Origin of the sequence: Mycobacterium sp. ACS1612, assembly GCF_001667505.1 — a bacterium.
Classification (GTDB): domain Bacteria; phylum Actinomycetota; class Actinomycetes; order Mycobacteriales; family Mycobacteriaceae; genus Mycobacterium.
Window position 1 is genome coordinate 104,621 of sequence record NZ_LZHZ01000048.1, and the last position, 21,730, is coordinate 126,350.

Genomic DNA, 21,730 nt, shown 5'->3' on the forward strand with positions numbered 1-21,730 from the left:
CTAGGCCAACTCCACCAGCACCGGGGCATGATCACTCGGCGCCTTGCCTTTGCGCTCCTCGCGGACGATCTCGGCATGCGTCACGCGCTGCGCCAACGCAGGCGATCCGAGGATGAAGTCGATGCGCATGCCGCGGTTCTTGGGGAATCGCAACTGGGTGTAGTCCCAATAGGTGTACACCGCGGGGCCGGGCGTGAACGGTCGCACCACATCGGCGTACCGGGCGTCGACGATCGACTGAAATGCCGCACGTTCGGAAGGCGTGACGTGGGTGCTGTTGGCATAGAACTCCGGGCTCCAGACATCCTCGTCCGTGGGCGCGATGTTCCAGTCGCCGACGAGCGCGATCTGAGAGGACGGATCCGCGGCCAGCCACCCCTGCGCCGTATTACGCAGTGCCGCAAGCCATTCCAACTTGTAGTCGTAGTGCGGCGAGCCGACGAACCGGCCATTGGGCACGTACAGGCTCCACACTCGCACGCCGTGGCATGTGGCCCCGAGCGCGCGAGCTTCCGCGGCGGCCTCGACGTCGGGTTTGTCACTCCACGTCGGCTGGCCCTCGAAGCCCACCTGCACGTCGTCGATTCCGACCCGCGACGCGATGGCCACGCCGTTCCACTGGTTGAAGCCGCAGTGCACGACCTCGTAGCCGGCGGCAAGGAACGGCATGACGGGGAACTGCTCGTCGGAGCATTTGGTCTCCTGCATCGCAAGTACGTCGACGTCACCGCGCTCCAGCCAATCGGTGACCCGGTCAACGCGGGCGCGGATCGAATTGACGTTCCACGTGGCCAGCCGCATGGTCTACAGGCTACGGGCGTCCAGATAGCGCGACCGGTGGTGAACGGTGAAGCCCATCGATTCGTACAACCGGATCGCCGCAGTGTTGTCTGTCAGCACCTGCACGTAAGCCCGCTTCGCGCCGCGTTCGCCACCCCACGCCAGCAACCCCGCACACACTTTGCGGGCCAGGCCGCGCCGGCGCTCCTCGGGGACCACGTGCACGGCCGATAGCCCCACCCAGCGGGTGCCGTCGGGCGCGGTCGTCACCGCGGCCCTGCCAACGGCCGCGCCCGCGATCGCACCGAACGCCACGTCGCCGTCGACGACGGCGGTCAGCACGTCGACCGGCACCTCGCGCCGGTACAGCCGCAGCCACTCGTCATCCGGCGCATCCGTGATGTCCACAGCAGCGGCCCCAATAGCCAATTCGCCTGTCATGACCAGGTTTTCGCCATCCGTCGGCACCGACGGCGGTACGCGCAGCAGTCGATCCGGCGCGGCCACCAACGGCGGCAACCCCCGCGCCGCATACCAGTCAACAACCGCGCCAACCGCGCCTACTGAAACATCCAGCGGGACAGCGGAATTCGCACGACGCGTGCTGCCATGGCCAAATCGCAGCAGCCAGCCGTCGACCCACTCGTGCTCTGCGCCAGGCCACGCCAGCGCCGCGGCATGCTCGAGGTTCCGGATATCTCCGGTCCGCACCGGTGCTGCCGCAAGGGTTTTCATTGTCACGACATCCGCGGCCGCGACGGAAATCACGTCGCCGCGTTTGGTGCGCACCGACAAGATCTCGCCAACCGACACCAGATGCCCGATCACGTCGGTCAGCGGCGGTGTCGACCCGGCAGGCAGTCGGTAGCGCACGACGACGCGATCACCGACCTCGGCCACGGCTCAGTGACCGAACGGATCCGGGTCCTCGCCCGGCATCCACGTCAGCCCCGGCGCACCCCAACCGTGTGACTTCACCGCCCGCTTGGCACTGCGTGCGTGCCTGCCGACCAGCCTGTCCAGGTACAGGAAGCCGTCCAGATGGCCGGTTTCGTGTTGCAGCATCCGCGCGAACAGGTCGGTGCCTTCGAGCGTGATCGGCGTGCCGTCGGCGTCCAGGCCGGTCACGCGCGCCCAGTCGGCGCGCCCCGTCGGGAACGACTCGCCGGGCACCGACAGGCAACCTTCGTCGTCGTTGTCGGGGTCCGGCATGGTCTCGGGAACCTCGGATGTCTCGAGGACCGGGTTGACGACGACACCGCGTCGCCGCGCCGTGCGGCCACGCTCGTCGGCGCAGTCGTAGACGAACACCCGCTTGGCGACACCGATCTGATTCGCGGCTAGTCCAACGCCGTTGGCGGCGTCCATGGTGTCGTACAGATCCTTGATCAAGTCGGCGAGATCCGCCGGCAGCGAACCGTCGTCGGCGACGGGCACCGGTTCGGTCGCAGTGTGCAAGACGGGATCTCCGACTATGACGATGGGTCTGACAGCCACGGGGGAAGCTTAAGTCGGCAATGCTTCTAGCCCGACTCGCGGGTCTGGGTAACGCTTGCGCCTGCGATCCCGTGATTGAATGTTCGCCGACACGTCAGCTATGTCATTTCGATTGTGGGGAAGGGTCCAGGGGCAATATGGACGGCGCGATCGCGCGGACTGAGCAATCCGGGGATGACTCTGAACTCACCGATGGGCTGACCAGACGCGAGCACGACATCCTGGCGTTCGAGCGTCAGTGGTGGAAGTACGCGGGTTCCAAGGAAGACGCCATCAAAGAACTCTTCTCGATGTCGGCCACCCGCTACTACCAGGTGCTCAACGCGTTGGTGGACCGCCCCGAGGCGTTGGCGGCGGATCCGATGCTGGTCAAACGGTTGCGTCGGCTGCGCGCGAGCCGGCAGAAGGCCCGCGCGGCTCGTCGGCTGGGTTTCGACGTCACCTGAGGTTTTCGGGCCGGCACGGCGCGCTCGATAGAGTGGGCGGCAATGAATCAGCGAAACTCGTCCGGGCTGCCGCTGCGCGCCATGGTGATGGTGTTGCTCTTCCTCGGCGTGGTGTTCCTGCTGGTCGGGTTCCAGGCGATGGGCTCCGACGACTCGGACAACGACCAGTCGTCTTCGATCGCCACCACCGTCAGCAGCACCCCGTCGACCACGTCGACCTCCCCGAAGGCCGCGCCTGCGAAGGCCGACGTGCGCGTCTACAACATCTCCTCGACCGAGGGCGCCGCCGAGAACACCGCGAACCGGCTGCGCGAGGCCGGCTGGAACGTCACCGACACCGGGAACCTGAGCCTGCCGGAGATCTCGGCCACGACCGTGTTCTTCAGTGACGCGCCCGGCGAGCGCGAAGCCGCCGACGAGGTGGGCAAGCTGCTCGACGCGCCGGTGCAACCGCGGGTTCCAGAACTGACCGAGCAACCGCCGGGCGTGGTCGTGGCGGTCACCGGCTAGGCTCTTGCGCATGCTGAAGACCGTCGCTGCCGCTGCCTTCTTCGCCGTTCCCCTCGTCGCACTGACCGCGTGCAGCCCGAACGAACCCATCGCCACTCAACCCGGCACTACACCGTCGGTGTGGACCGGTTCGCCATCGCCCTCCGTATCGCCCACTGAGGCCGAGGGCGGACAGGGCGCCCAGGGGCAGGCCGCCGCCAGCGGTGAGAAGCTCACCGCGCAGCTGAAGACGGCCGACGGCACGACGGTCGCCACCGCCGGCATCGAGTTCGCGGGCGGCTTCGCGACCATTACGGTCGAGACCACCACGCCGGGCAAGCTGGCCCCGGGCTTCCACGGTCTGCACATCCACTCGGTCGGCAAGTGCGAAGCCAACTCCGTTGCGCCGACCGGCGGTGCGCCCGGTGACTTCAACTCCGCCGGTGGACATTTCCAGAAGGCGGGGCACACCGGCCATCCCGCGAGCGGTGACCTGACGTCGCTTCAGGTTCGCGGGGACGGCACCGCGAAGTTGGTGACGACGACCGACGCGTTCACCGCGGAGGATCTGCTCGGCGGCGCGAAGACCGCGATCATCATCCACGAGAAGGCGGACAACTTCGCCAACATCCCGGCGGAGCGCTACCAGCAGGTGAACGGCGCGCCGCCGCCAGACGAGACCACCATGGCCACCGGCGACGCCGGAAAGCGCGTGGCTTGCGGTGTCATCGGCACCGGCTAGCCACCCCGGCCACATAGATTTCGCCGGCTCGCCCCGGCCGACTCTCGGCGTCGAGTGGGAGTTCGCATTGGTCGACGCCGAGACCCGCGATGTCAGTAATGAGGCCGCGGAGGTGATCGTCGAACTCGGCGAGAACAATCCGCATGTCCACAAGGAACTGCTGCGCAACACCGTCGAGGTGGTCACGGGCATCTGCGATTCCGTGCCCGAGGCGATGGACGATCTGCGGTCGACGTTGCAGACCGCACGCAAGATCGTCCGCGGCCGCGGCATGGAATTGTTCTGCGCGGGCACCCATCCGTTCGCGAAGTGGTCGCCCGGCAGCCTCACCGACGCACCGCGCTACGCCGAACTGATCAAGCGCACGCAGTGGTGGGGCCGCCAGATGCTGATCTGGGGTGTGCATGTACATGTGGGCATCTCGTCGGCGCACAAGGTGATGGCCATCAACACGTCGTTGCTCAACCACTACCCGCATCTGCTGGCGCTGTCGGCCTCGTCACCGTTCTGGGACGGTGAGGACACCGGCTACGCCTCCAATCGCGCGATGATGTTCCAGCAGTTGCCCACCGCCGGTCTGCCGTTCCATTTCCAGACCTGGGCGGAGTGGGAAGGGTTCGTCTACGACCAGAAGAAGACCGGCATCATCGACCATATGAACGAAATCCGCTGGGACATCCGGCCATCGCCGCACAAGGGCACGGTCGAGGTGCGGATATTCGACGGGGTGTCCAACATTCGCGAACTCTCGGCGCTGGTCGCGTTGACGCACTGCCTGATCGTCGACCTCGATCACCGTCTAGACGCCGGCGAGCGCCTTCCCACCATGCCGCCGTGGCATGTGCAGGAGAACAAGTGGCGCGCGGCGCGTTACGGCCTGGACGCCGTCATCATCCAGGACGCCGATAGCAATGAGCGCCTGGTGACCGAGGATCTCGACGAACTGCTCAACCGCCTCGAGCCGGTGGCCAAATCGTTGAAGTGCGCCGACGAACTCGCCAGGGTGTCCGACATCTACCACTCCGGTGGTTCGTATCAGCGTCAGCGCCGCGTCGCCGAAGAGCACGACGGCGATCTGCGCGCGGTGGTCGACTCTCTGGTCGCGGAGCTGGACATCTAGCCGTGCTCGTCACGCCGATGTTCCCGCTGGAGGTGGCCATGCTGCCCGGCGAGGAGCTGCCGCTGCGGATCTTCGAACCACGCTATACCGCAATGGTTTCGGATTGCCTCGGCACCGACGACCCATCGTTCGGCGTTGTTTTGATCTCGGCGGGCCGCGAAGTCGGCGGCGGCGACACTCGCAGCGATGTCGGCGCGATGGCCCACATCACCGAATGCGCCGATTTCGGCGACGGCCGCTACCGGCTGGGCTGCCTGATGGCCGAGCGGATCCGCGTCCTCGAGTGGCATCCCGACAATCCGTATCCCCGGGCGGCCGTGGAGTTCTGGCCCGATCAGCCCGGCCCGCCCGTCGACGTCGACGCGATCCGCGACATCGAGGACCGGATGGTCTCGCTGTTTGAGCGGATAGCGCGGGCCCGCGGCGCCGAAGTCGATCCGAGGGACATCGTGGCCGGCGCCGACGACTCGGGAGACACCGCAATGTGGTTGTACGCGTTGGCTTCCCGCGTGCCGATGGGGCAGGCCGACCGCTATGCCGTGCTGGCCGCACCCACCGTCGCCGAGCGCGTGGTGGCGCTTCGCGACGCCGTTGACACCGTCACGGCGATGGTCGAGTTCCAGCTGTCGGAGTAGTCAGCCGAGCCGATGGCCCTCGATGAACACGCTGCGCGGAATGGTGGCTTCGTCCTGATCCGGTCCGCAGCGGCCGTACCGGGTCATCAGATCGCCCGCCTCGACCGTGGAAACCTCCCAGCCGCACTCAATGAGCCAATCGGCTACATCCGTGCGGTCCTCGATGTACCACAGATCCTGGACGTCGGGCTCGGAGCCTTCGGCCTCACCGGCCTCTTCGCGTAACCGGCGCATCTGTTCCCGACGGGCGGCCAGGTAGTCGCGGTCGAAGAAGCCGCGGCCAAACGACTCGACGGCGACGCGGCTACCCCTGGCGCTGAGTTCGTGGATCCGTTCGAACAGCAGGTCCTGGCCTGCGGCGGGCAAGTAGGGCAGCAGCCCCTCGGCCGCCCATGCGGTGGGCACCGTGACGTCGAATCCGGCGTCCCGCAACGCTTTCGGCCAGTCCTGCCGCAGGTCCACCGGCAGCGCGACGTAGCGCGACACGCTGGGCTTGGCGTCGTTGAGGGCCAACGTGTCGGCCTTGAACGCGAGCACCTTGGGTTGGTCGATCTCGTAGAGCACGGTGTCGGCGACCCACGGCAATCGCCATCCCCGCGCGTCGAGGCCCGCGGCGAGGATGACTGCCTGGTCGATACCGTAGGCGCCTGCGGCGATGAAGAACTCGTCGAACCACTTGGTCCGCGACGCGGCGTAGTCGCCGATCGACCGGATGCGCTCGAGCATCGAACTGGGCGGCAGTTGCCAGCCTTTTGCGACCGCTGCATCGACGAACATCTGGGCATACGGGTCGGTGAACAGCGGGCAGCTCGATGTCGCCTCCTGTGCCCGCGACCATGCAACACCGAGCGCGGTCGCGCCCACACCTTCGGTGATGTCCCAACTGTCGTCGTCAGTTCTCGCCATTGCCACGGGATTCCCTTTCCCGGACGAACTCAAGCATCTCGTCCTTGGTCAACAGGTCGTCGCGAATGTTCTGCTCGCGGTAGGCCAGTTGGCCCACCCGGTTGGCGATCACCGGAGCGGTGATCAATGTGAACATGCCGGTGAGGATCACCATGCCGACGTCGGCGTGGCCGCGCAGTCGGATCGCGGCGCCTGTCAACACCAGCAGCAGACCGAGCACCTGAGGCTTGGTCGCGGCGTGCATACGCGTCAGCGTGTCGGGGAAGCGGACCACCCCGATGGCCGCCGTCAAGGCCAGGGTCGACCCGCCGAGCACCAGCACGGCGGTCAGTACGTCCACTGTGTTCATCGCAAACCCCTTGGCGCTCTGGGCTTTTTGATGTCGGGCACGCGGAATCGTGCCACGCTGACCGAGCCGACGAAGCTGATCAACGCCAGAGCGGCCAGGCCGTAGGTCACCGTGGTGTCCAGGCTGTAGGCGGCCCAGGTGCCGATCGCGCACATCGCCACCGCGACGAGGGCGTCAAGTGCGACGAGGCGGTCCAGTGTGCTGGGGCCTGCGAGCAACCGGTACATGGTGAGGGCGGCGGCAGCGGTCAGCATCACCGCGGCAATGACCCAAACGGTGTTCATGCGCGCTCCCCCTCCGCCACAGGCCGCCAATCCTCGTCGCGCTCGAAGGCCGCAACCAGCATCCGCTCGATCTGCGCGATCTGGCGGTAGAACCTGGCTACCGCGCGCTCGGATCCGACGTCGATCACGTGCACATAGATCATTCGCCGAACCTGGTCGATCTCCAGCACGATGGTGCCCGGGGTCAGGTTGATCATGTTGACCGCCAATGCCAGCACAAGATCCGATTTGACCGCCACGTGTGCGCGCAACACCGCGCTCAGCGGCGGCGGCCCAGGCTTGAGCGCGAGCCACGCCAACTGCATCGACGACACCACCAGATGCCACGCCACCAGGGCGATCAACCGCAGCAACGACACCGGATGCAGCCTGCCCTCGACGGGCACCACGGGCAGCGGCAGCAGCAACGTGATGCCTAATGCGACGGCCAAACCCGACACGATGTTCGCCGCAGAGAACGTGCCCCACAACAGGATCCACACCAGCATCAGCCAGATCAACACCCATGCCCGCAGCGCGATACTCCTCATTCTGCGCTCCTCAGCACCGCGCTGATGTAGTGATCGCGATCGAGCACCTCGCCGGCGGCGCGGCCGCTGTAGGAGAAGATCGGCCCGGCAAGCACTGTGAGTGTCAGACCGACGGCGATCAGCGCCCCGGTCGGCAACACCATGCCGACCGGCATCCGGCCGACGTGATCGCGGTCGACGAACTCGATGTCCTCCGGTTCGTCGAGGAGCACCGAAGGCGACGCCGCGGACAGCTGACCCTCCGGCGCGTCTTCACGTGATCGCCAAAATGCCTTGGTCCACACCCGGGCCACCACATACAACGTCAACAAGCTCGTCACGACGCTGCCGCCCACCAGGACCCAGGCGAGCACGGAGCCGCTCTGCGCGCCCGCCTCCAGCAGCGCCACCTTGCCGATGAACCCGGAAAACGGGGGAATGCCACCGAGATTCAGTGCAGGAACGACGAACAGGAACGCCAGCAGCGGGCTGACGGCAGCCAGCCCGCCGAGCCGCTGCATCGTCGACGCGCCCGCCTGCCGCTCGATCAGGCCGACCACCAGGAACAGCGTCGTCTGCACCACGATGTGGTGCGCCACGTAGTAGATGGCACCTGACATGCCGAGCTGACTGGACAGCGCGATGCCGAACACCATGTAGCCGATGTGGCTGATGAGCGTGAAGGACAGCAGACGTTTGATGTCGCTCTGCGCGATCGCACCCAGGATGCCGACCACCATGGTGAGCAGCGCGGCCACCAACAGCAACGGATCGAGCCCGCCGCTGGGGAACAGCAGCGAGTGCGCCCGGATGATCGCGTATACACCGACTTTCGTCAGCAGGCCGGCGAACACCGCGGTGACTGGTGCGGGTGCAGTGGGGTAGGAGTCCGGCAGCCAGCTCGACAGCGGAAACACCGCGGCCTTGATGCCGAACGCGACGAGCAGCACCGCGAACAACGCTGTCCTGGTGCCCGCCGCCACTCCGTCGAGCCGGACCGCCAGCTCGGCCAGGTTCAGCGTCCCGGTCGCGGCGTAGACGAGTGCGATGCCGAACAGGAACACCAGCGACGACACCATCGACACCATCACGTACGCGATGCCCGCCCGGACGCGGTCCTTGCTCGCGCCGATGGTCAACAGCACGAAGCTCGCGGACAGCAGCACTTCGAAGCCGACGAACAGATTGAACAGGTCGCCCGCCAGGAATGCGGTGCACACGCCCGCCGACAGCACCAGATAGGTGGGCAGAAAGATCGAAACCGGTTGCCGGTCATCGCCGTCACGGATGCCCTGCCCGATGGCGTAGAACACCACGGCGAGCAACACGATCGACGACACCACCAGCATCAGCGCCGACAACCGGTCGACCACCAGGCTGATCCCCAGCGGGCCCAACCCGGCCTCCGTCGGGCCCCAGCCTCCGATGTGCAGCACCAGCGTTCCGTCGCGATCGGCGAGGTGCAGCAGCATCGCACATACCACCGTCACCACGCACAGCGCGACAAGGGTGATCAGTCGCTGCAGACGCGGCCTGCGCCCCGCGAAAAGCGTCGCCGCCGCGCCAACCATCGGGATCAGCACCGGAAGCGGCATCAGCGCGGCGGCGGTCATCGCGACCCCTCGTGTCCCGGCAACGCGTCGAGTTCGTCGGGCGCGTCGGTATCGATGGCGCGGTCGGGCTCGGGGCGGTCGTCGGCAAGCGGCGCCCCGTCCGACTCGGCGAGTTGCGAAACCCGCGCATCTTCCGGATCGACGTCGACTTCCTCGACCGTGTTCAACCGATAGGAGCGGTAGCTCAGGGCCAGCACGAAGGCGGCGATGCCCATCGAAATCACGATGGCTGTCAGGATCATGCCCTGCGCCAACGGATCCGCGGTGGTCGTCTCGCCGTCACTGACGCGGCCTCTGATAGGCGGATTGCCTGAGGCACCGCCGACGCTCAGGATCAACAGGTTGATGGCGTTGCCGATCAGCAGCAGTCCCAACAACATTCGAGTCAGGGTCCGCTCCAGAAGCAGGTAGACCCCGACGCTGGTGAGTCCGCCGATCAGGACGAGGGGCACCAGATATGTGATCATCGGGACGCCACCGCCGCGGCACGCTCGCTGATTTCCACGTCGACCCGCGCACCAAGGCTGCGCAGCACGTCGAGCACCAGTCCGACGACGATCATGTACACGCCCAGGTCGAAGAACAACGCCGTGACGAACTTGACGGTGCCAAGCACCGGCACGTCGATCTGGATCAGGGCCGACGACAACGCGGGCGCGCCGACGAGCAACGAGGCCACCGCGGTGCCGGCCGACAGGCCGAGGCCGACGCCGAGGATCTTGCCCGCATCCAACGGAAGCGTCTCGCCGAGTTCGTAACGTCCGCCCGCCAGGTAGCGCAGTACCAGCGCGAGGCCCGCAGTCAGCCCGCCCGCGAAGCCACCGCCGGGGGTGTTGTGCCCGGCGAAGAAGAAGTATGCGGACAACACCATGATGAGCGGGAAGATGATCCGGGTGGCGACCTCGAGCACCAGCGACCGGTGCCGCGGATCGCGCAACTCGCTGCCACGCAGCCAGGTGACATCGCCCGCAGCCGGGCTGATCGCGAACTCCGGTAGCTGGCCGATGTCGGGCTGACCCGCATCCGAAACGCGTGGGGGAGCGCCGAAACGCCTGTGCCGGAACACCAGTGACGCAACACCGGTGGCCGCGACCAGCAGCACCGACACCTCGCCAAGGGTGTCCCAGGCCCGGATGTCGACCAACAGCACGTTGACCGTGTTGGCGCCGTGTCCGCGGAAGTACGCCGCGTCGGGCAGCAAGGAGGCGATCGGGGTGCCGGTGCGCGCGGCCATCGCGTACGCGGCCAGCGAGGTGACGGTGGCGCCCACCGCAAGCGCGAGCACTGCGCGCGGTAGCCGTAACCGCTTGATGTTCTCCCTGTCTGCCTCAGCGGGCAGCGTGCGAAGCACCAGCACGAAGATCACCAAAGTCAGTGTCTCGACCAGGAATTGGGTGAGCGCCAGATCTGGCGCGCCGTGGAAGGCGAAGATCACGCCGCAGCCGTAGCCGGTGACACCGACCAGCAGCACGGAAGCCAACCGGTTGCGCATCACGGTCGCACCCAACGCCGCCGACAGCATCAGCAGCCCCACCACAACCTGCAGCGGCGAGTCCCACAACGCGAACTCGGGCCGGTCGCGGGCGCCGACAGCGAGCGCGACCACCGGCACCACCACCAGCGTGCACAGGATCGTCGACTGGATGGTCGGTATCGAACCCCGCTGGATGAAGCCGGTGAGCCGCACCGACCCCAGATCCAGCAGGCGAAGCGCGGCGTCGTAGATGTGGTCGGCGTTGCCGAGCGGTTTCTTGATCGTGCGAAGCCGCCGCAACCTGGCCCGGCCGAAGTACGCGGCGGTGCCGGCCACCAGCACCAACACGGACAACAGCACAGGCATGCCGAAGCCGTGCCACAGCGCGAGGCTGTACCGGTCGCTGCCGGGAACGGTGTCGGCGTAGGTGTCCAGAACGCGGTCCAGGCCGGCGGGCCACACCCCGAACACCAATCCAGCAGCGGCCAGGATGGCCGGAGATATCAGGAAGGTCGTTGCGGGACGGTGCATTTCGGCGACCAGCCTGCTGGGTTCTGCCCGACCCTTTCTGGCGAACGCACCCATCAGGAACCGAAGGCTGTAGATGGTGGTGAACACCGAGCCAAGCACGATGCCCGCAAGGACGTACGGCGCCGCGCCACCCAGCGACGGCGCGTGCGCGACGGTTTCGAAGTCGGCCTCCTTGGCGACGAAGCCGAGGAACGGCGGAAGCGCGGCCATGCTCGCGGTCGCGCCAACGGCGATGATCAGCAGCTGGGGACTGCGCTGACCGAGCCACGCGAGCCTGCGGATGTCGCGGGTGCCGGTGGCGTGGTCGATGATGCCGACGACCATGAACAGCGCCGCCTTGAACATGGCGTGCGCGCACAGCATGGCCAATCCGGCCAACATCAGATCCCCGCCGCCCGCACCGACCATCACGGTGATCAAGCCCAGCTGGCTGACCGTACCGAACGCCAGAATCAGCTTCAGGTCGTATTCGCGGACCGCACGCCAACCGGCGAGCAGCATGGTGAGCACACCGAGCGTTACCACGGTCGGCCGCCACGGCGGCGAGTCGGCGAAACCGGGGCTCATCCGCGCCACCAGGTAAACGCCGGCCTTGACCATCGCGGCGGCGTGCAGGTACGCGCTGACCGGTGTCGGCGCGGCCATCGCGCCGGGCAGCCAGAAGTGCATCGGGACGATCGCGGACTTCGACAGCGCGCCGACCAAAACCAGCACTATGCCGATCGACGCCGCGACACCTGTCGGCGGTGCGGCGAGCAGTTCGGACAACAGGTAGGTGCCGGACGCATTACCGAGCACGACGATGCCGACGAGCATCGCCAGTCCGCCGAACGTGGTCACCAAAAGGGCTTGGGTAGCGGCCCTTCGACTGGTGGCGCGTTCGGCGTAGTGGCCGACGAGCAGGAACGACAACACCGTGGTGAGTTCCCAGAACACGTAGAGCACCAGCATGTTGTCGCTGCAGACCAGCCCGAACATGGCGCCCGAGAACGCGACGAGTTCGGCGGCGAAGCTGGGCAACCGCTTCTCGGTGTGCCCGTCATGGTGATGGAAGTAGTCGGTGCAGTAGAAGAGCACCAGCGCGCCGATCCCGAGCACCAGCACGCTCATGATCGCGGCGAGCGAATCGAAGCGAAGGGTGATGTCCATCGACAACTCGGGCAGCCATGAGACGTTGACCGTCGTTCCGCCGGGGGTGGGCCAGTTCGCCACCACCCAGAACAGGGAACCCAGCGGCACCAGAGCCAGGGGATAGAACGCGAGCCGACCCCATCGGTAGACGAGCAGCGGTGCCAAGCCGGTCGCAACCGCGTGGGCGAAGAGGACGGCGAGCATGGCACTCCGAATTCTGTCGGGGTGTCAGCCTTGGTTTTACTGACTTTGGATTGGTCCCAGTCTACGGGCCGTGCACGATCGCCCTTATCTTGGCTTCGACCTCGTCGTTCGCGACGAACAACATCTCATCGCCCTCTTCGAGGACATCCTCGGGCGTGGGAAGGATGACGCGATCGCCGCGCACCACCGTGACGAGCGCGCTGTTCGCGGGGTCCGCGAGGTCGCCGACGCGGGTACCGACCAGCGGGTTGTCGGCAGGCAGCGTCAGCTGCGCCAGGTTCGCGGCGCCCTTCCGCAGGCCCATCAGCCGGACCACGTGGCCGACGTCGATGGCGCCCTCCACCGCGGCGACCATCGCGACCGGCGTGGACACCGCGACGTCGATGCCCCACGCGTCGGTGAACAGCCACTCGTTACGGAAGTCGTTGACGCGGGCGACCACCCTAGCGACCCCGAACTCGGTCTTGGCCAGCAGCGACATCGTGATGTTCGACTTGTCGTCGCCGGTTGCGGCGATCACCACGTCGCACAACTGCAGACCGGCCTCTTCCAGGGACGTCAACTCGCACGCGTCGGCGAGAAACCACTCGGCGCCGGGCACCGCGGACGGTTCGTAGCGCGCCCACTTCTGCTCGATCAACAGCACTTTGTGCCCGTTTTCGACCAGTTCCTGGGCGACGGACCGACCGACCGCACCCGCTCCGCCGATCGCGATCCGCATGACCCCGTCCCCTCCGAGCACCGCGCTCATAGTCGTTCGTACTGATTAACTAGCACCTACACAAGTCCAGACGCAGTGGCCGCTGGGAAGTTCGAGGAGGTTGCCATCACCCTGCACCAGCTGTATCTGGCCCTGCTCGCCGGTGGCTTGGTCCTGCTGGCCAGCATCATCGCGACCCGGCTGGCGACCAGAGTCGGCTTTCCCAGCCTGTTGCTGTTCCTCGCGGTCGGCGTCGTGCTCGGGGAAAGCGTGCTGGGCATCCAGTTCGACAACGCGCAACTGGCCCAGGATCTGGGCACGGCAGCGCTGGGAGTGATTCTGGTCGAGGGCGGTCTGACGACTCGGTTCGGCGACATCCGCAAAGTGCTTGCGCCCGCGACCATTCTCGCGGTCGTCGGCGTTCTCGTCAGCACCGCGGTGACCGCGGTGGGAACGCATTACCTTCTTGGCATCGACTGGCAGTTGGCGCTGCTGCTTGGCGCGATCGTGTCCAGTACCGATGCCGCCGCAGTCTTTTCGGTGCTTCGGGTGGTTCCGCTGCCGAGGCGGCTGGCAGGTCTGCTGGAAGCGGAGTCGGGTTTCAACGACGCTCCCGCCGTCATCCTGGTCCTGCTGTTCGCCGCGATCCCGTTTCAGCTGGAACTCGGGACAATCGCGGCAACGCTGCTGTACGAGTTGACGATTGGCGCAGTGATCGGCATCGGGTTCGGCTTCCTCGGGGCGGTCGCGCTGCGCCGCATCGCGTTGCCCGCTTCGGGGCTCTACCCGATCGCGATCTTCGGGTTGGGCATGGTCGCGTTCGCCGCCGCTGGCTCTGCGCACGCCAGTGGTTTCATCGCGGCGTATCTGGCGGGGCTGGTCCTCGCGAACTCGGGGTTGCCGCACCGCTCGGCGACCAGGTCGTTCGCGGAGGGCGCGGGTTGGCTGGCGCAGATCGGACTGTTCGTGTTGCTCGGCCTGCTGGTGTCGCCGAGCGAGCTCGCCGAGCAGGTGATCCCCGCCGTCGTCATCGGCCTGGTTCTGCTGCTTCTCGGGCGGCCGCTCTCAGTTGTGGTGTCTCTGATCGGCTTTCGGGTGCCGTGGCGCGAACAGGCGTTCTTGTCCTGGGCCGGGCTGCGCGGTGCCGTTCCGATCGTGCTCTGCACCTACCCGATCGTGGCAGGAGTGCCCGGCAGCGACCGCTTGCTCTCCATCGTGTTCATCCTCGTTGTGGTGTTCACCTTGGTGCAGGCGCCCAGCCTGCTTCTGGTGGCGGAACGGTTGCGGTTGGTCCGCCGCGACACCGCCCGCGAGATCCAGGTCGAGGCCGCGCCGCTCGACGTGCTCGGCGCCGAATTGCTCACCATGACGGTGCTTCCCGAGTCGCGGCTGCACAACGTCACCGTGCTGGAGTTGCGCCTACCCGACCCCAGCGTCATCACGCTGATCATCCGGGGCGGACATTCGTTCGTGCCGCAACCGGACACGCACCTGCGGACCGGCGACGAGATCCTGATCGTCACCACCACCAAGACGCGCGAGAACGCCGAACGGCGGCTGCGCGCGGTCAGCCGTCGCGGAAAGCTCGCCTATTGGTTCGATGAGTACGGCGAGGCGGAGTAAGCCTCGTCCGGTCTCTCATACCATCCGATCTCACAATGTGATACGCAGCCGAGCCGCGGCAGAACGTGAGCCACGTCTCCTTCGGCGAACCTGAACGCCAGCTGTGAACTCGGTGAGCATCGTTGCTCGGTCGGTTACTGTTCCGGTCGCAACGCGGCATGTCCGCCACGCGAAATACCGCGACGCGGCGTTGCGAAATTGCGTTGTGACCAGCATCGTTTGCTGCACCAAAGCGTCCTTGAACTGACCCACCGGTAAGTTGACATCCGTCGGCCGGCGTAAGCCCAGTTATGTCGAGGCGGCCGGTGTCCGTTTGCTGACACACATGGAAACCAGCTCTAACAGCTACTTCTTCCTCAGTCATGGTCCGCTGGCAACAAGTGACAAGCGTCGAAATCGGGGCTTGACCAAAACTTACTAGTAGGTAAGTTATCGCGGCACAGAGCAGTTCCAGGTTCAGAAAGGTCTCACATGCAATTAGCTGCTGCCCGGGCATCGATCGCTACCGGCGTTGCGATCGTCGGAGCCAGTGTCCTCGTCGCGTCCCCGGTGGCACCCCCGATGCCCGATGTCCCCGACATGCGCGGCCCCGCGGGTCACTCGGTGGAGCTCACTGGGCTGGTCAACCCGATCGCGGTGCTGACGCCGATCTTCCAGCAGGCGTTCCACAATGCGGGTGCGCTCGGGCAGGAACTGCTCCATGCCCCGGCGACGGTGGCACAGCAGATCATCACGGGGCAGCTGAGCACTGTATCGGAGCTCATCAGGATCGCCGGGGTCTTCGGCGAGCAGTTCGCCACCGCCCTGGGTGATGCGCCGGCAATGCTGCAACATGCGATCGGCCAGATCTCCGCCGGGCAGATAACCGCAGCGCTGAACACACTTGCCGAGATCGTCCTCACGCCGGTCTCCGGCCCGATTCTCGAAGCGATCTTCACCGGTAGCGGACCCCTCGTCGATTTGGTCGACGTGCTTTCGCAATCGCTCAGGTTCGTCCCTGGCGTATCGAATGTTGTTGAGTTGCTGGCGGATCCGGATTTCCTACTCACCGTCGGGCTCGGTCCCCTGCAGTCGATCTACGCTCTGAACACTGCGGTCGGCGGCACCGCTGAGACGCTGATAGCCGCAGCCAAAGCAGGGGACCCGACGGCCTTCGTCAACGGTGTGACGAACGGCGTCGCAGACATCGTCTCCGCGGTACTCGACCGGGTGCTCAACCCCGGCACCCCGCCCTACGGGTATGACCGGGGCCTGATCGCAGCAGTCATCGAAGCGGGCAAGATGATCATCCAAGCGTTGGTCTCACCCGCCCCGGCGACCGCCGTGGGCGCGATCAATGCCACCGCGGTCGCCGCGGGGGCGACGACGGTGACACTGTCCACGGGTCCAGTCGACACCCCTACCGAGGGGAAGGTTGCACCCGAAACGAACACGGCCGCAGACGAATCGGCAAAGCCGGAGAGCGGTGAGCCGACGGCGCGGGAGGTGGAGAAGGACTCCGAGGAGTCGGCGGTAACCGAGAAGGTCGAGGCCGAGGCGCCGAAGACTCCCGCCGTCCGCACCGGCCTGGTTGCGATCCCGGGAGAAGTGACCGTGGGCGTCAGTGACAAGTCGACGAATGCCTCTGAGACTCAACAGCAGTCGACATCGGCTTCGAGTGAGGGCACGGCGACGTCGGACGCCTCGACGAGCGGGTCGACCACAGCCACCCAGAGCGGTTCGCAGGACTCCGGCGGCAGCGCTGACAACGCCGGTTCGAGCGCAGGCGGCGGCGCTGACGACTGACGTTAGAACCCGGTGGGGGCCTCTCCGCGACGAGGGAGAGGCCCCACCGGGGCAGTCGCGGCGCGTGGATGGGCGGTGCTGAGCAGCGTCACGATGATGCCGTAGCGGGTGAACCGCCAGAAGCTGATCGGGTGGCCTGCCCGCTGCGCGATGCCGACGGCGACGACGTTGGCGCTGGCCGCGATCGCGGTTCCGTTGCCGGAGAAGCACGCGCCAAACGCGAATGCCCACCACAGCGCCTTGCCGGTTTCGACGTCCGGGGCCTGTGCCGCCATCCCTTCGACCACCGGTGTCATGGTCGCCGTGTAAGGATGTTGTCGACGAACGCGCCGAGCACCGCTGAGCCGAACAACAATCCGGTGGCGGCCAGGGAAAAAAATTCACGCCGAACAGCGTGATCGCGGCATCGCCCAACCACCTGATCACCCCGGTGTGCACCAGACCGGCAACCATCGCGAACAACCCCATGAAGAACACCAACGTCGACCACTCCACCTCCGGAAGCACTTCCCCGACATCGATGTTCGTCACCAGCAGCATGGCGCCTGCGCCGAGCAGCGCGACAATCGAGGGGGCCACGTGCAGCACCGAGTGCAGACCGAACCCGACGATCACCGCGGAGGGGACGGCCAGCGAACGCACCAGCAGCCGCGGGTCCTTGATTGCCCGCCGCTCCTGAAGTGCCATCACCTCTTCCAGATATGATTGGCGCGCAAGTCTTTTCGGAACAAAACCTTCGTCAACACCACGAACAACGCAAAGATCACCGCCACTGCAGGCGCCATGTTGACCAGAAAGTCGTTGAACGTCAGTCCCGCTCGGCTAGCGATGATGATGTTCGGTGGGTCGCCGATCAGGGTCGCGGCACCGCCGATGTTGGACGCCAGCACCTCGGCGATGAGAAACGGCTGCGCCGCGATGCGCAGGCGGTCGCAGATCACCAATGTCACCGGCGCGACCAGCATGATGATCGTGACGTTGTCGAGGATGGGCGAGGCGATCGCGGTGATCACCATCAGCCGGAACGGTTTTCCCCGCGAACGCTTGGCGGCCCAGATCGCGAGGAAATCGAACAGGCCGGTCTGTTTGACCACGCCGACGAGGATCATCATGCCCAGCAGCAGCAAGATGACGTTCCAGTCGATGCCCTCGTGCTCGGAGTAAAAGACTTTCGAGCCGGGGGTCAACCCGAGGATGGTCATCAGCCCCGCCGCGACGAGGACTGTCTTGACCTTGGGCGCCCGTTCGGTCGCGATGAACCAGACGAATATCGTGAGGGCGAGTACCGGGGCCAGCACGGCGCCGGCGACTCAGTCGTTGGGGCCGGCTACTGCCAAGCTGGTGAGCAACCGCTCGAGGGTGACCGCACCGGTGAGTCGTCCGCTGCGATCGACCACGGCGATCAACGGGCTGCGCTTGTTCGCCATCACCGTGGCGACCTCCAGCAGCGTGGCTTCCGGCGCCACCGTGGTGGGCTTGGCCGCGGGCTCGGGCAGGCAGTCGCCGACGGTGAGCTTGCCTGGCCCGTGCCAGAACAGATCGGCATGGATTTCGTCGACCGTGCGCACCAGACCCGGCAGGCGGTTGACCACCATCAGTTGCACGGCCTTGAAAACCGGGTCGTCCATCCGGACCGTCGGTGGGTCACCGCAATCTCGTGTGCTTGCATGACTTCGTTCCGTTGCTCGGCCTCCGGGACCGTCTCGAGTTGACCCGCTATGCGATCCGGGCGGGGCTGATCGAGCCGTGACGCCGGCACGGCGCCAGCACCGTGTATCGAATCGGTAGCGCGTGGCCGGCCACGCCGATGCCCGCGCCGAGAATCGGCCAGATCGGCCAGAAGTACCACGTCCCAACGGTCAGGCCGACCGCCAACCACACGGTCAGCACGACGACGACCATCGCCAGATAGGCGCCCAGATGGATGCGCACGCCGAGGCGGGCGGCCCGCTGCCGCGCGGCCTTTCGCTGGGGGTCGTTGCGGTGCAGTTGTGCGAGCGGTAGATCGGCGACGAGTTGACGCAGTTCAGCGGTGCTGTGCGCGGCGAAGGTGGCCTGCAATCGGTGGTCGTACTCGTCGAGTGCGAGGTAGCCCTGGGTCAGCGCCAGGCCCAACTGCTTGGCGGTCCTTTCGCGGTCGCGGTCGCCGGCGCGAACGGATGTGACGGCCGGTGCGGTCATCGGGGCCCTCCGATCTAGGCAGTGACAAGTTCTCGGGCTCGACTATGCCTCTCGAACTTGTCACTGTCAAGATGTTGTTGAATCTGAATGTGACCTCCACCGTCGTCACTGCGAGCCGCGAGATCTCGGCGCCCGCGGACAAGATCTTCGAACTCATCGCCGACCCGGCACTGCAGCCGCAGTGGGACGGCAACGAGAACCTGGCGGAAGCGCCGACCGGCCAACGGGTCCGGACAGTCGGTGACGTGTTCACCATGAGGCTGACCGAGGGCAGCGACCGCACCAACCACGTCATCGAATTCGAGGAGGGCAGGCTGATCGCGTGGCTGCCGTCGGAACCCGGTAAGCCACCGCCCGGCCACCTGTGGCGGTGGCGGCTGGAACCGCTGGACGGGTCGCACACGCTGGTGATCCACACCTACGACTGGTCGGGACTGACAGACGAGAAGCGGTTACCCCGGGCGCGGGCCACGACCGCCGACCGGCTATTGGCGTCGATCGAGCGGTTGGCGGCGCTGGCCGAGCGGAGTTAGCGGGCGGCCGAGAACGCCCGCAGCGACTCGACCTGGGCCGGATCCAGTGAGGGTCGGACGGTTTCGCGTGCCTTTCCCACGTCGGCGGCGGTCACGTCGGCGGCGTCGATCGACCGGCGCATCGCGGTCAGTGCGGCCTCGCGCAGCAGCGCCACGCAGTCGGCCGCGCTGTAGCCCTCCAGTTCGCCCGCCAGGGTGTCGAGGTCGACGTCGTCGGCCAGTGGAATGGATTTGCCTGCGGTGCGCAGGATTTCGCGTCGAGCCTCGGCATCGGGCGGCTCGACGAACACCAGCTTCTCCAGTCGGCCCGGTCGCAGCAGCGCCGGGTCGATGAGGTCGGGCCGGTTGGTCGCGCCGAGCACCACGACGTCGCGCAGCGGTTCGATGCCGTCGAGTTCGGTCAGCAGCGCCGCGACCACACGGTCGGTGACGCCGGAGTCGAAGCTCTGCCCGCGCCGCGGTGCGAGCGCGTCGATCTCGTCGAGGAAAACCAGCGACGGCGCGGAGTCGCGGGCACGCTGAAACAGTTCGCGCACCGCCTTTTCCGACGAGCCGACCCATTTGTCCATCAACTCGGCGCCCTTGACGGCGTGCACCGACAGCCGCCCGGAACTGGCCAGCGCGCGCACCACGAACGTCTTACCGCAACCTGGCGGGCCGTAGAGCAGCACGCCGCGCGGCGGGGCGACGCCGAGTCGCTGGAAGGTCTCGGGATGCTGCAACGGCCACAGCACCGCCTCGGTGAGCGCCTGCTTGGTGGCCGCCATGTCGCCGACGTCGTCCAGTGTCACCGACCCGACAGACACCTCTTCGGTGGCCGAACGCGACAGCGGCCTGATGACCGTTGTCGCGCCGATCAGGTCGTCTTGCGTCAATTCGGGGGGCGCACCGTCGGCGCTGGCCCGCGACGCCGCCCGCAGCGCCGCCTCGCGCACCAGCGCTGACAGATCCGCGACGACGAAACCCGGTGTGCGCTCGGCGACTTCGTCGAGGGTGAGGTCCTTCGACGGCACGTCGCGCAGCAGCACCTCGAGCAACTGCTTGCGGACCGCGCCGTCGGGCAGGGTCAGTCCGAGTTCACGGTCGCACAGATCGGGGGCACGCAGTCGCGGGTCGACACCGTCGGGTTGCTGCGTGGTGGCGACGAACGCCACACCCCTGGTGGCGACGGCGTTGCGCAGTTCGGTCAGGATCAGGGTGGACACCGGGTCGGCGACAGACGGCAGCAGCGCGTCGATATCGGTGATCAGCAGCACCCCGCCGCCGTCCCGGACGGTGGCCACCGCCGACGACACGCTCTTGAGTCGGTCTTCTGCGCGCAGCGCGCCCACTTCGGGACCGTCGAGTTCGACGAGCCTGCGGTCCGCGCACACGGCGCGCACCAGCGCTGCCTTGCCGACGCCGGCGGGTCCCGACACCAGCACGCCGAGATTGGCCGTCGCGCCGAGGGTTTCGAGCAGCTCGGGTTGGTCGAGCGCGAGCTTCAGCCATTCCGTCAGGCGCGACGCCTGTGCGTGTGAGCCCTTCAGGTCGTCGATGTTGACGGCTGCCGACTTCTTCGGCGTCGACACCGTGTGCTGGCCCGCGGTCGCGGGTCCGCGCGGCGCCACCCCGTCGCCCCAACTGACCACCGAATTCGGTTGCACGCTCACCGGACCCGCGGGGTCCACACCGGTGACCGTCAACAGTTCGGAGGTCCACGTGATGCCGACCGACGACGCCAACGCGGCGGTGGCCGTGGATGTCGGAATGTCGGGGCCGAGGTCACGCGGCAGCAGCGAGACCGTGTCGCCGACCGTCATCACCTTGCCGAGCAGGGCCTGGCGCAGCGTCGCAGGCGAAATGGACTGAGTGGCAAGCTTAGAGCCGCTGACCGTCACCGACCTGGCGCCATAGACGGTGACGGCCGAGACGATCACCGTGGTGTCCTCACGCAGGCCCGCATTGGACAGCGTCACGTCGTCGAGCAGTGCGGTGCCCGCCGGCGTGCCGGCTGGCGCCACCCCGGCCACCGCGGCGGTGGTGCGTGAACCGGTCAACGAGACCGCATCCCACTCCCGGATACCAAGGGCCGCAATGGCTTCCGGATGCAGCCGGACCACACCGCGTCGAGAGTCCAGCGCCGACGTGTTCAGTCTGGCGGTCAGCCGAAGATGGCTCAGCGGCGGATCCCCGGCCGCGGCCTCGGTCTGAGTCAT

At 66.8% G+C, this 21,730-nt stretch carries 22 protein-coding genes and 1 pseudogene; 8 read left to right on the plus strand and 15 right to left on the minus strand.

Annotated features, from left to right (window positions below; translation table 11 throughout):
• The 3 genes from A5724_RS19125 to A5724_RS19135 are packed head-to-tail and all read right to left on the minus strand — an operon-like array spanning position 1 to position 2,277.
• A complete protein-coding gene (locus A5724_RS19125; protein ID WP_067805383.1) occupies positions 1–801 on the minus strand; it encodes an exodeoxyribonuclease III in 801 nt (266 codons plus the stop codon).
• A 3-nt stretch (positions 802–804) separates the two neighbouring features.
• Positions 805–1,680 (minus strand): N-acetyltransferase, encoded by an 876-nt coding sequence (locus tag A5724_RS19130; protein WP_067805386.1) that lies wholly within the window; start codon positions 1,678–1,680, stop codon positions 805–807.
• 3 nt (positions 1,681–1,683) lie between these two features.
• Positions 1,684–2,277 (minus strand): peptide deformylase, encoded by a 594-nt coding sequence (locus A5724_RS19135; protein ID WP_067805389.1) that lies wholly within the window; start codon positions 2,275–2,277, stop codon positions 1,684–1,686.
• Positions 2,278–2,414: 137 nt separating this feature from the next.
• On the opposite strand from A5724_RS19135, the gene A5724_RS19140 reads away from it, so the two are divergent.
• The 5 genes from A5724_RS19140 to A5724_RS19160 are packed head-to-tail and all read left to right on the plus strand — an operon-like array spanning position 2,415 to position 5,709.
• Positions 2,415–2,723, plus strand: coding sequence for a DUF3263 domain-containing protein (locus A5724_RS19140; RefSeq protein WP_067805391.1), 309 nt, complete (start codon positions 2,415–2,417; stop codon positions 2,721–2,723).
• A gap of 42 nt (positions 2,724–2,765) precedes the next feature.
• Positions 2,766–3,233, plus strand: a complete 468-nt coding sequence (locus tag A5724_RS19145; RefSeq protein WP_067805394.1) for a LytR C-terminal domain-containing protein — start codon at positions 2,766–2,768, stop codon at positions 3,231–3,233.
• Positions 3,234–3,243: 10 nt separating this feature from the next.
• Positions 3,244–3,954, plus strand: a complete 711-nt coding sequence (locus A5724_RS19150) for a superoxide dismutase family protein (RefSeq protein WP_067805397.1) — start codon at positions 3,244–3,246, stop codon at positions 3,952–3,954.
• Positions 3,935–5,074, plus strand: a complete 1,140-nt coding sequence (locus tag A5724_RS19155; protein ID WP_067805400.1) for a glutamate--cysteine ligase — start codon at positions 3,935–3,937, stop codon at positions 5,072–5,074. Before A5724_RS19150 ends, A5724_RS19155 begins: the two co-directional genes overlap by 20 nt.
• 2 nt (positions 5,075–5,076) lie before the next feature.
• On the plus strand, positions 5,077–5,709 hold the full coding sequence (locus A5724_RS19160) for an LON peptidase substrate-binding domain-containing protein (RefSeq protein WP_156752360.1): 633 nt from the start codon (positions 5,077–5,079) through the stop codon (positions 5,707–5,709).
• Here A5724_RS19160 and A5724_RS19165 read toward each other — a convergent pair whose 3' ends face one another.
• The 8 genes from A5724_RS19165 to A5724_RS19200 form a co-directional block, all read right to left on the minus strand.
• A complete protein-coding gene (locus A5724_RS19165; RefSeq protein ID WP_067805403.1) occupies positions 5,710–6,615 on the minus strand; it encodes an SAM-dependent methyltransferase in 906 nt (301 codons plus the stop codon).
• Positions 6,602–6,964 carry a monovalent cation/H(+) antiporter subunit G gene (gene mnhG, locus A5724_RS19170; protein WP_067805406.1) on the minus strand — a complete coding sequence of 121 codons (363 nt, stop codon included), beginning with the start codon at positions 6,962–6,964 and terminating at the stop codon, positions 6,602–6,604. Before mnhG ends, A5724_RS19165 begins: the two co-directional genes overlap by 14 nt.
• A complete protein-coding gene (locus A5724_RS19175; RefSeq protein WP_067805409.1) occupies positions 6,961–7,248 on the minus strand; it encodes a monovalent cation/H+ antiporter complex subunit F in 288 nt (95 codons plus the stop codon). Before A5724_RS19175 ends, mnhG begins: the two co-directional genes overlap by 4 nt.
• Positions 7,245–7,778: a Na+/H+ antiporter subunit E gene (locus A5724_RS19180; protein WP_067805412.1), complete on the minus strand. Its 534-nt coding sequence runs from the start codon at positions 7,776–7,778 to the stop codon at positions 7,245–7,247. The genes A5724_RS19175 and A5724_RS19180 overlap by 4 nt, the downstream gene beginning before the upstream one ends.
• Positions 7,775–9,370: a Na+/H+ antiporter subunit D gene (locus tag A5724_RS19185; protein ID WP_067805415.1), complete on the minus strand. Its 1,596-nt coding sequence runs from the start codon at positions 9,368–9,370 to the stop codon at positions 7,775–7,777. The genes A5724_RS19180 and A5724_RS19185 overlap by 4 nt, the downstream gene beginning before the upstream one ends.
• On the minus strand, positions 9,367–9,837 hold the full coding sequence (locus tag A5724_RS19190; protein WP_067805418.1) for a Na(+)/H(+) antiporter subunit C: 471 nt from the start codon (positions 9,835–9,837) through the stop codon (positions 9,367–9,369). Before A5724_RS19190 ends, A5724_RS19185 begins: the two co-directional genes overlap by 4 nt.
• On the minus strand, positions 9,834–12,710 hold the full coding sequence (locus A5724_RS19195; RefSeq protein WP_067805422.1) for a Na+/H+ antiporter subunit A: 2,877 nt from the start codon (positions 12,708–12,710) through the stop codon (positions 9,834–9,836). The genes A5724_RS19190 and A5724_RS19195 overlap by 4 nt, the downstream gene beginning before the upstream one ends.
• A gap of 61 nt (positions 12,711–12,771) precedes the next feature.
• Complete coding sequence (locus A5724_RS19200; RefSeq protein WP_067805664.1) at positions 12,772–13,431, minus strand: TrkA family potassium uptake protein; 660 nt, start codon at positions 13,429–13,431, stop codon at positions 12,772–12,774.
• 105 nt (positions 13,432–13,536) lie between these two features.
• On the opposite strand from A5724_RS19200, the gene A5724_RS19205 reads away from it, so the two are divergent.
• Positions 13,537–15,033 carry a potassium/proton antiporter gene (locus tag A5724_RS19205; protein WP_067805666.1) on the plus strand — a complete coding sequence of 499 codons (1,497 nt, stop codon included), beginning with the start codon at positions 13,537–13,539 and terminating at the stop codon, positions 15,031–15,033.
• A gap of 471 nt (positions 15,034–15,504) precedes the next feature.
• Positions 15,505–16,818 carry a hypothetical protein gene (locus tag A5724_RS19210; protein WP_156752361.1) on the plus strand — a complete coding sequence of 438 codons (1,314 nt, stop codon included), beginning with the start codon at positions 15,505–15,507 and terminating at the stop codon, positions 16,816–16,818.
• Positions 16,819–16,820: 2 nt separating this feature from the next.
• Here A5724_RS19210 and A5724_RS19215 read toward each other — a convergent pair.
• From A5724_RS19215 to A5724_RS19225, 3 genes and pseudogenes are all read right to left on the minus strand, one after another.
• Positions 16,821–18,116 (minus strand): annotated as a pseudogene (locus A5724_RS19215) (ArsB/NhaD family transporter).
• Between the two features lie 12 nt (positions 18,117–18,128).
• A complete protein-coding gene (locus A5724_RS19220; RefSeq protein WP_067805428.1) occupies positions 18,129–18,446 on the minus strand; it encodes a CBS domain-containing protein in 318 nt (105 codons plus the stop codon).
• Between the two features lie 88 nt (positions 18,447–18,534).
• A complete protein-coding gene (locus A5724_RS19225) occupies positions 18,535–18,999 on the minus strand; it encodes a DUF1707 domain-containing protein (protein WP_067805431.1) in 465 nt (154 codons plus the stop codon).
• A 71-nt stretch (positions 19,000–19,070) separates the two neighbouring features.
• Between A5724_RS19225 and A5724_RS19230 the strand changes: the two genes are divergently transcribed.
• Entirely contained in the window at positions 19,071–19,532 is a 462-nt protein-coding gene (locus A5724_RS19230; RefSeq protein WP_067805669.1) for an SRPBCC family protein, read from the plus strand.
• On the opposite strand, the gene A5724_RS19235 is transcribed toward A5724_RS19230, so the two are convergent.
• Positions 19,529–21,730: an AAA family ATPase gene (locus tag A5724_RS19235; protein ID WP_067805434.1), complete on the minus strand. Its 2,202-nt coding sequence runs from the start codon at positions 21,728–21,730 to the stop codon at positions 19,529–19,531. The two genes, A5724_RS19230 and A5724_RS19235, sit on opposite strands and share 4 nt — an antisense overlap.

What these genes read in the sequence shown, in the direction of transcription:
- A5724_RS19225 (WP_067805431.1), bottom strand. Translation starts at nt 18,999, where the DNA reads ATGACCGCACCGGCCGTCACATCCGTTCGCGCCGGCGACCGCGACCGC.
- A5724_RS19190 (WP_067805418.1), bottom strand. Translation starts at nt 9,837, where the DNA reads ATGATCACATATCTGGTGCCCCTCGTCCTGATCGGCGGACTCACCAGC.
- A5724_RS19145 (WP_067805394.1), top strand. Translation starts at nt 2,766, where the DNA reads ATGAATCAGCGAAACTCGTCCGGGCTGCCGCTGCGCGCCATGGTGATG.
- A5724_RS19185 (WP_067805415.1), bottom strand. Translation starts at nt 9,370, where the DNA reads ATGACCGCCGCCGCGCTGATGCCGCTTCCGGTGCTGATCCCGATGGTT.
- A5724_RS19165 (WP_067805403.1), bottom strand. Translation starts at nt 6,615, where the DNA reads ATGGCGAGAACTGACGACGACAGTTGGGACATCACCGAAGGTGTGGGC.
- A5724_RS19200 (WP_067805664.1), bottom strand. Translation starts at nt 13,431, where the DNA reads ATGCGGATCGCGATCGGCGGAGCGGGTGCGGTCGGTCGGTCCGTCGCC.
- A5724_RS19230 (WP_067805669.1), top strand. Translation starts at nt 19,071, where the DNA reads ATGTTGTTGAATCTGAATGTGACCTCCACCGTCGTCACTGCGAGCCGC.
- A5724_RS19235 (WP_067805434.1), bottom strand. Translation starts at nt 21,730, where the DNA reads ATGACTCAGACCGAGGCCGCGGCCGGGGATCCGCCGCTGAGCCATCTT.
- A5724_RS19210 (WP_156752361.1), top strand. Translation starts at nt 15,505, where the DNA reads ATGCAATTAGCTGCTGCCCGGGCATCGATCGCTACCGGCGTTGCGATC.
- A5724_RS19150 (WP_067805397.1), top strand. Translation starts at nt 3,244, where the DNA reads ATGCTGAAGACCGTCGCTGCCGCTGCCTTCTTCGCCGTTCCCCTCGTC.
- A5724_RS19180 (WP_067805412.1), bottom strand. Translation starts at nt 7,778, where the DNA reads ATGAGGAGTATCGCGCTGCGGGCATGGGTGTTGATCTGGCTGATGCTG.
- A5724_RS19175 (WP_067805409.1), bottom strand. Translation starts at nt 7,248, where the DNA reads ATGAACACCGTTTGGGTCATTGCCGCGGTGATGCTGACCGCTGCCGCC.
- A5724_RS19140 (WP_067805391.1), top strand. Translation starts at nt 2,415, where the DNA reads ATGGACGGCGCGATCGCGCGGACTGAGCAATCCGGGGATGACTCTGAA.
- A5724_RS19125 (WP_067805383.1), bottom strand. Translation starts at nt 801, where the DNA reads ATGCGGCTGGCCACGTGGAACGTCAATTCGATCCGCGCCCGCGTTGAC.
- mnhG (WP_067805406.1), bottom strand. Translation starts at nt 6,964, where the DNA reads ATGAACACAGTGGACGTACTGACCGCCGTGCTGGTGCTCGGCGGGTCG.
- A5724_RS19195 (WP_067805422.1), bottom strand. Translation starts at nt 12,710, where the DNA reads ATGCTCGCCGTCCTCTTCGCCCACGCGGTTGCGACCGGCTTGGCACCG.
- A5724_RS19220 (WP_067805428.1), bottom strand. Translation starts at nt 18,446, where the DNA reads ATGGACGACCCGGTTTTCAAGGCCGTGCAACTGATGGTGGTCAACCGC.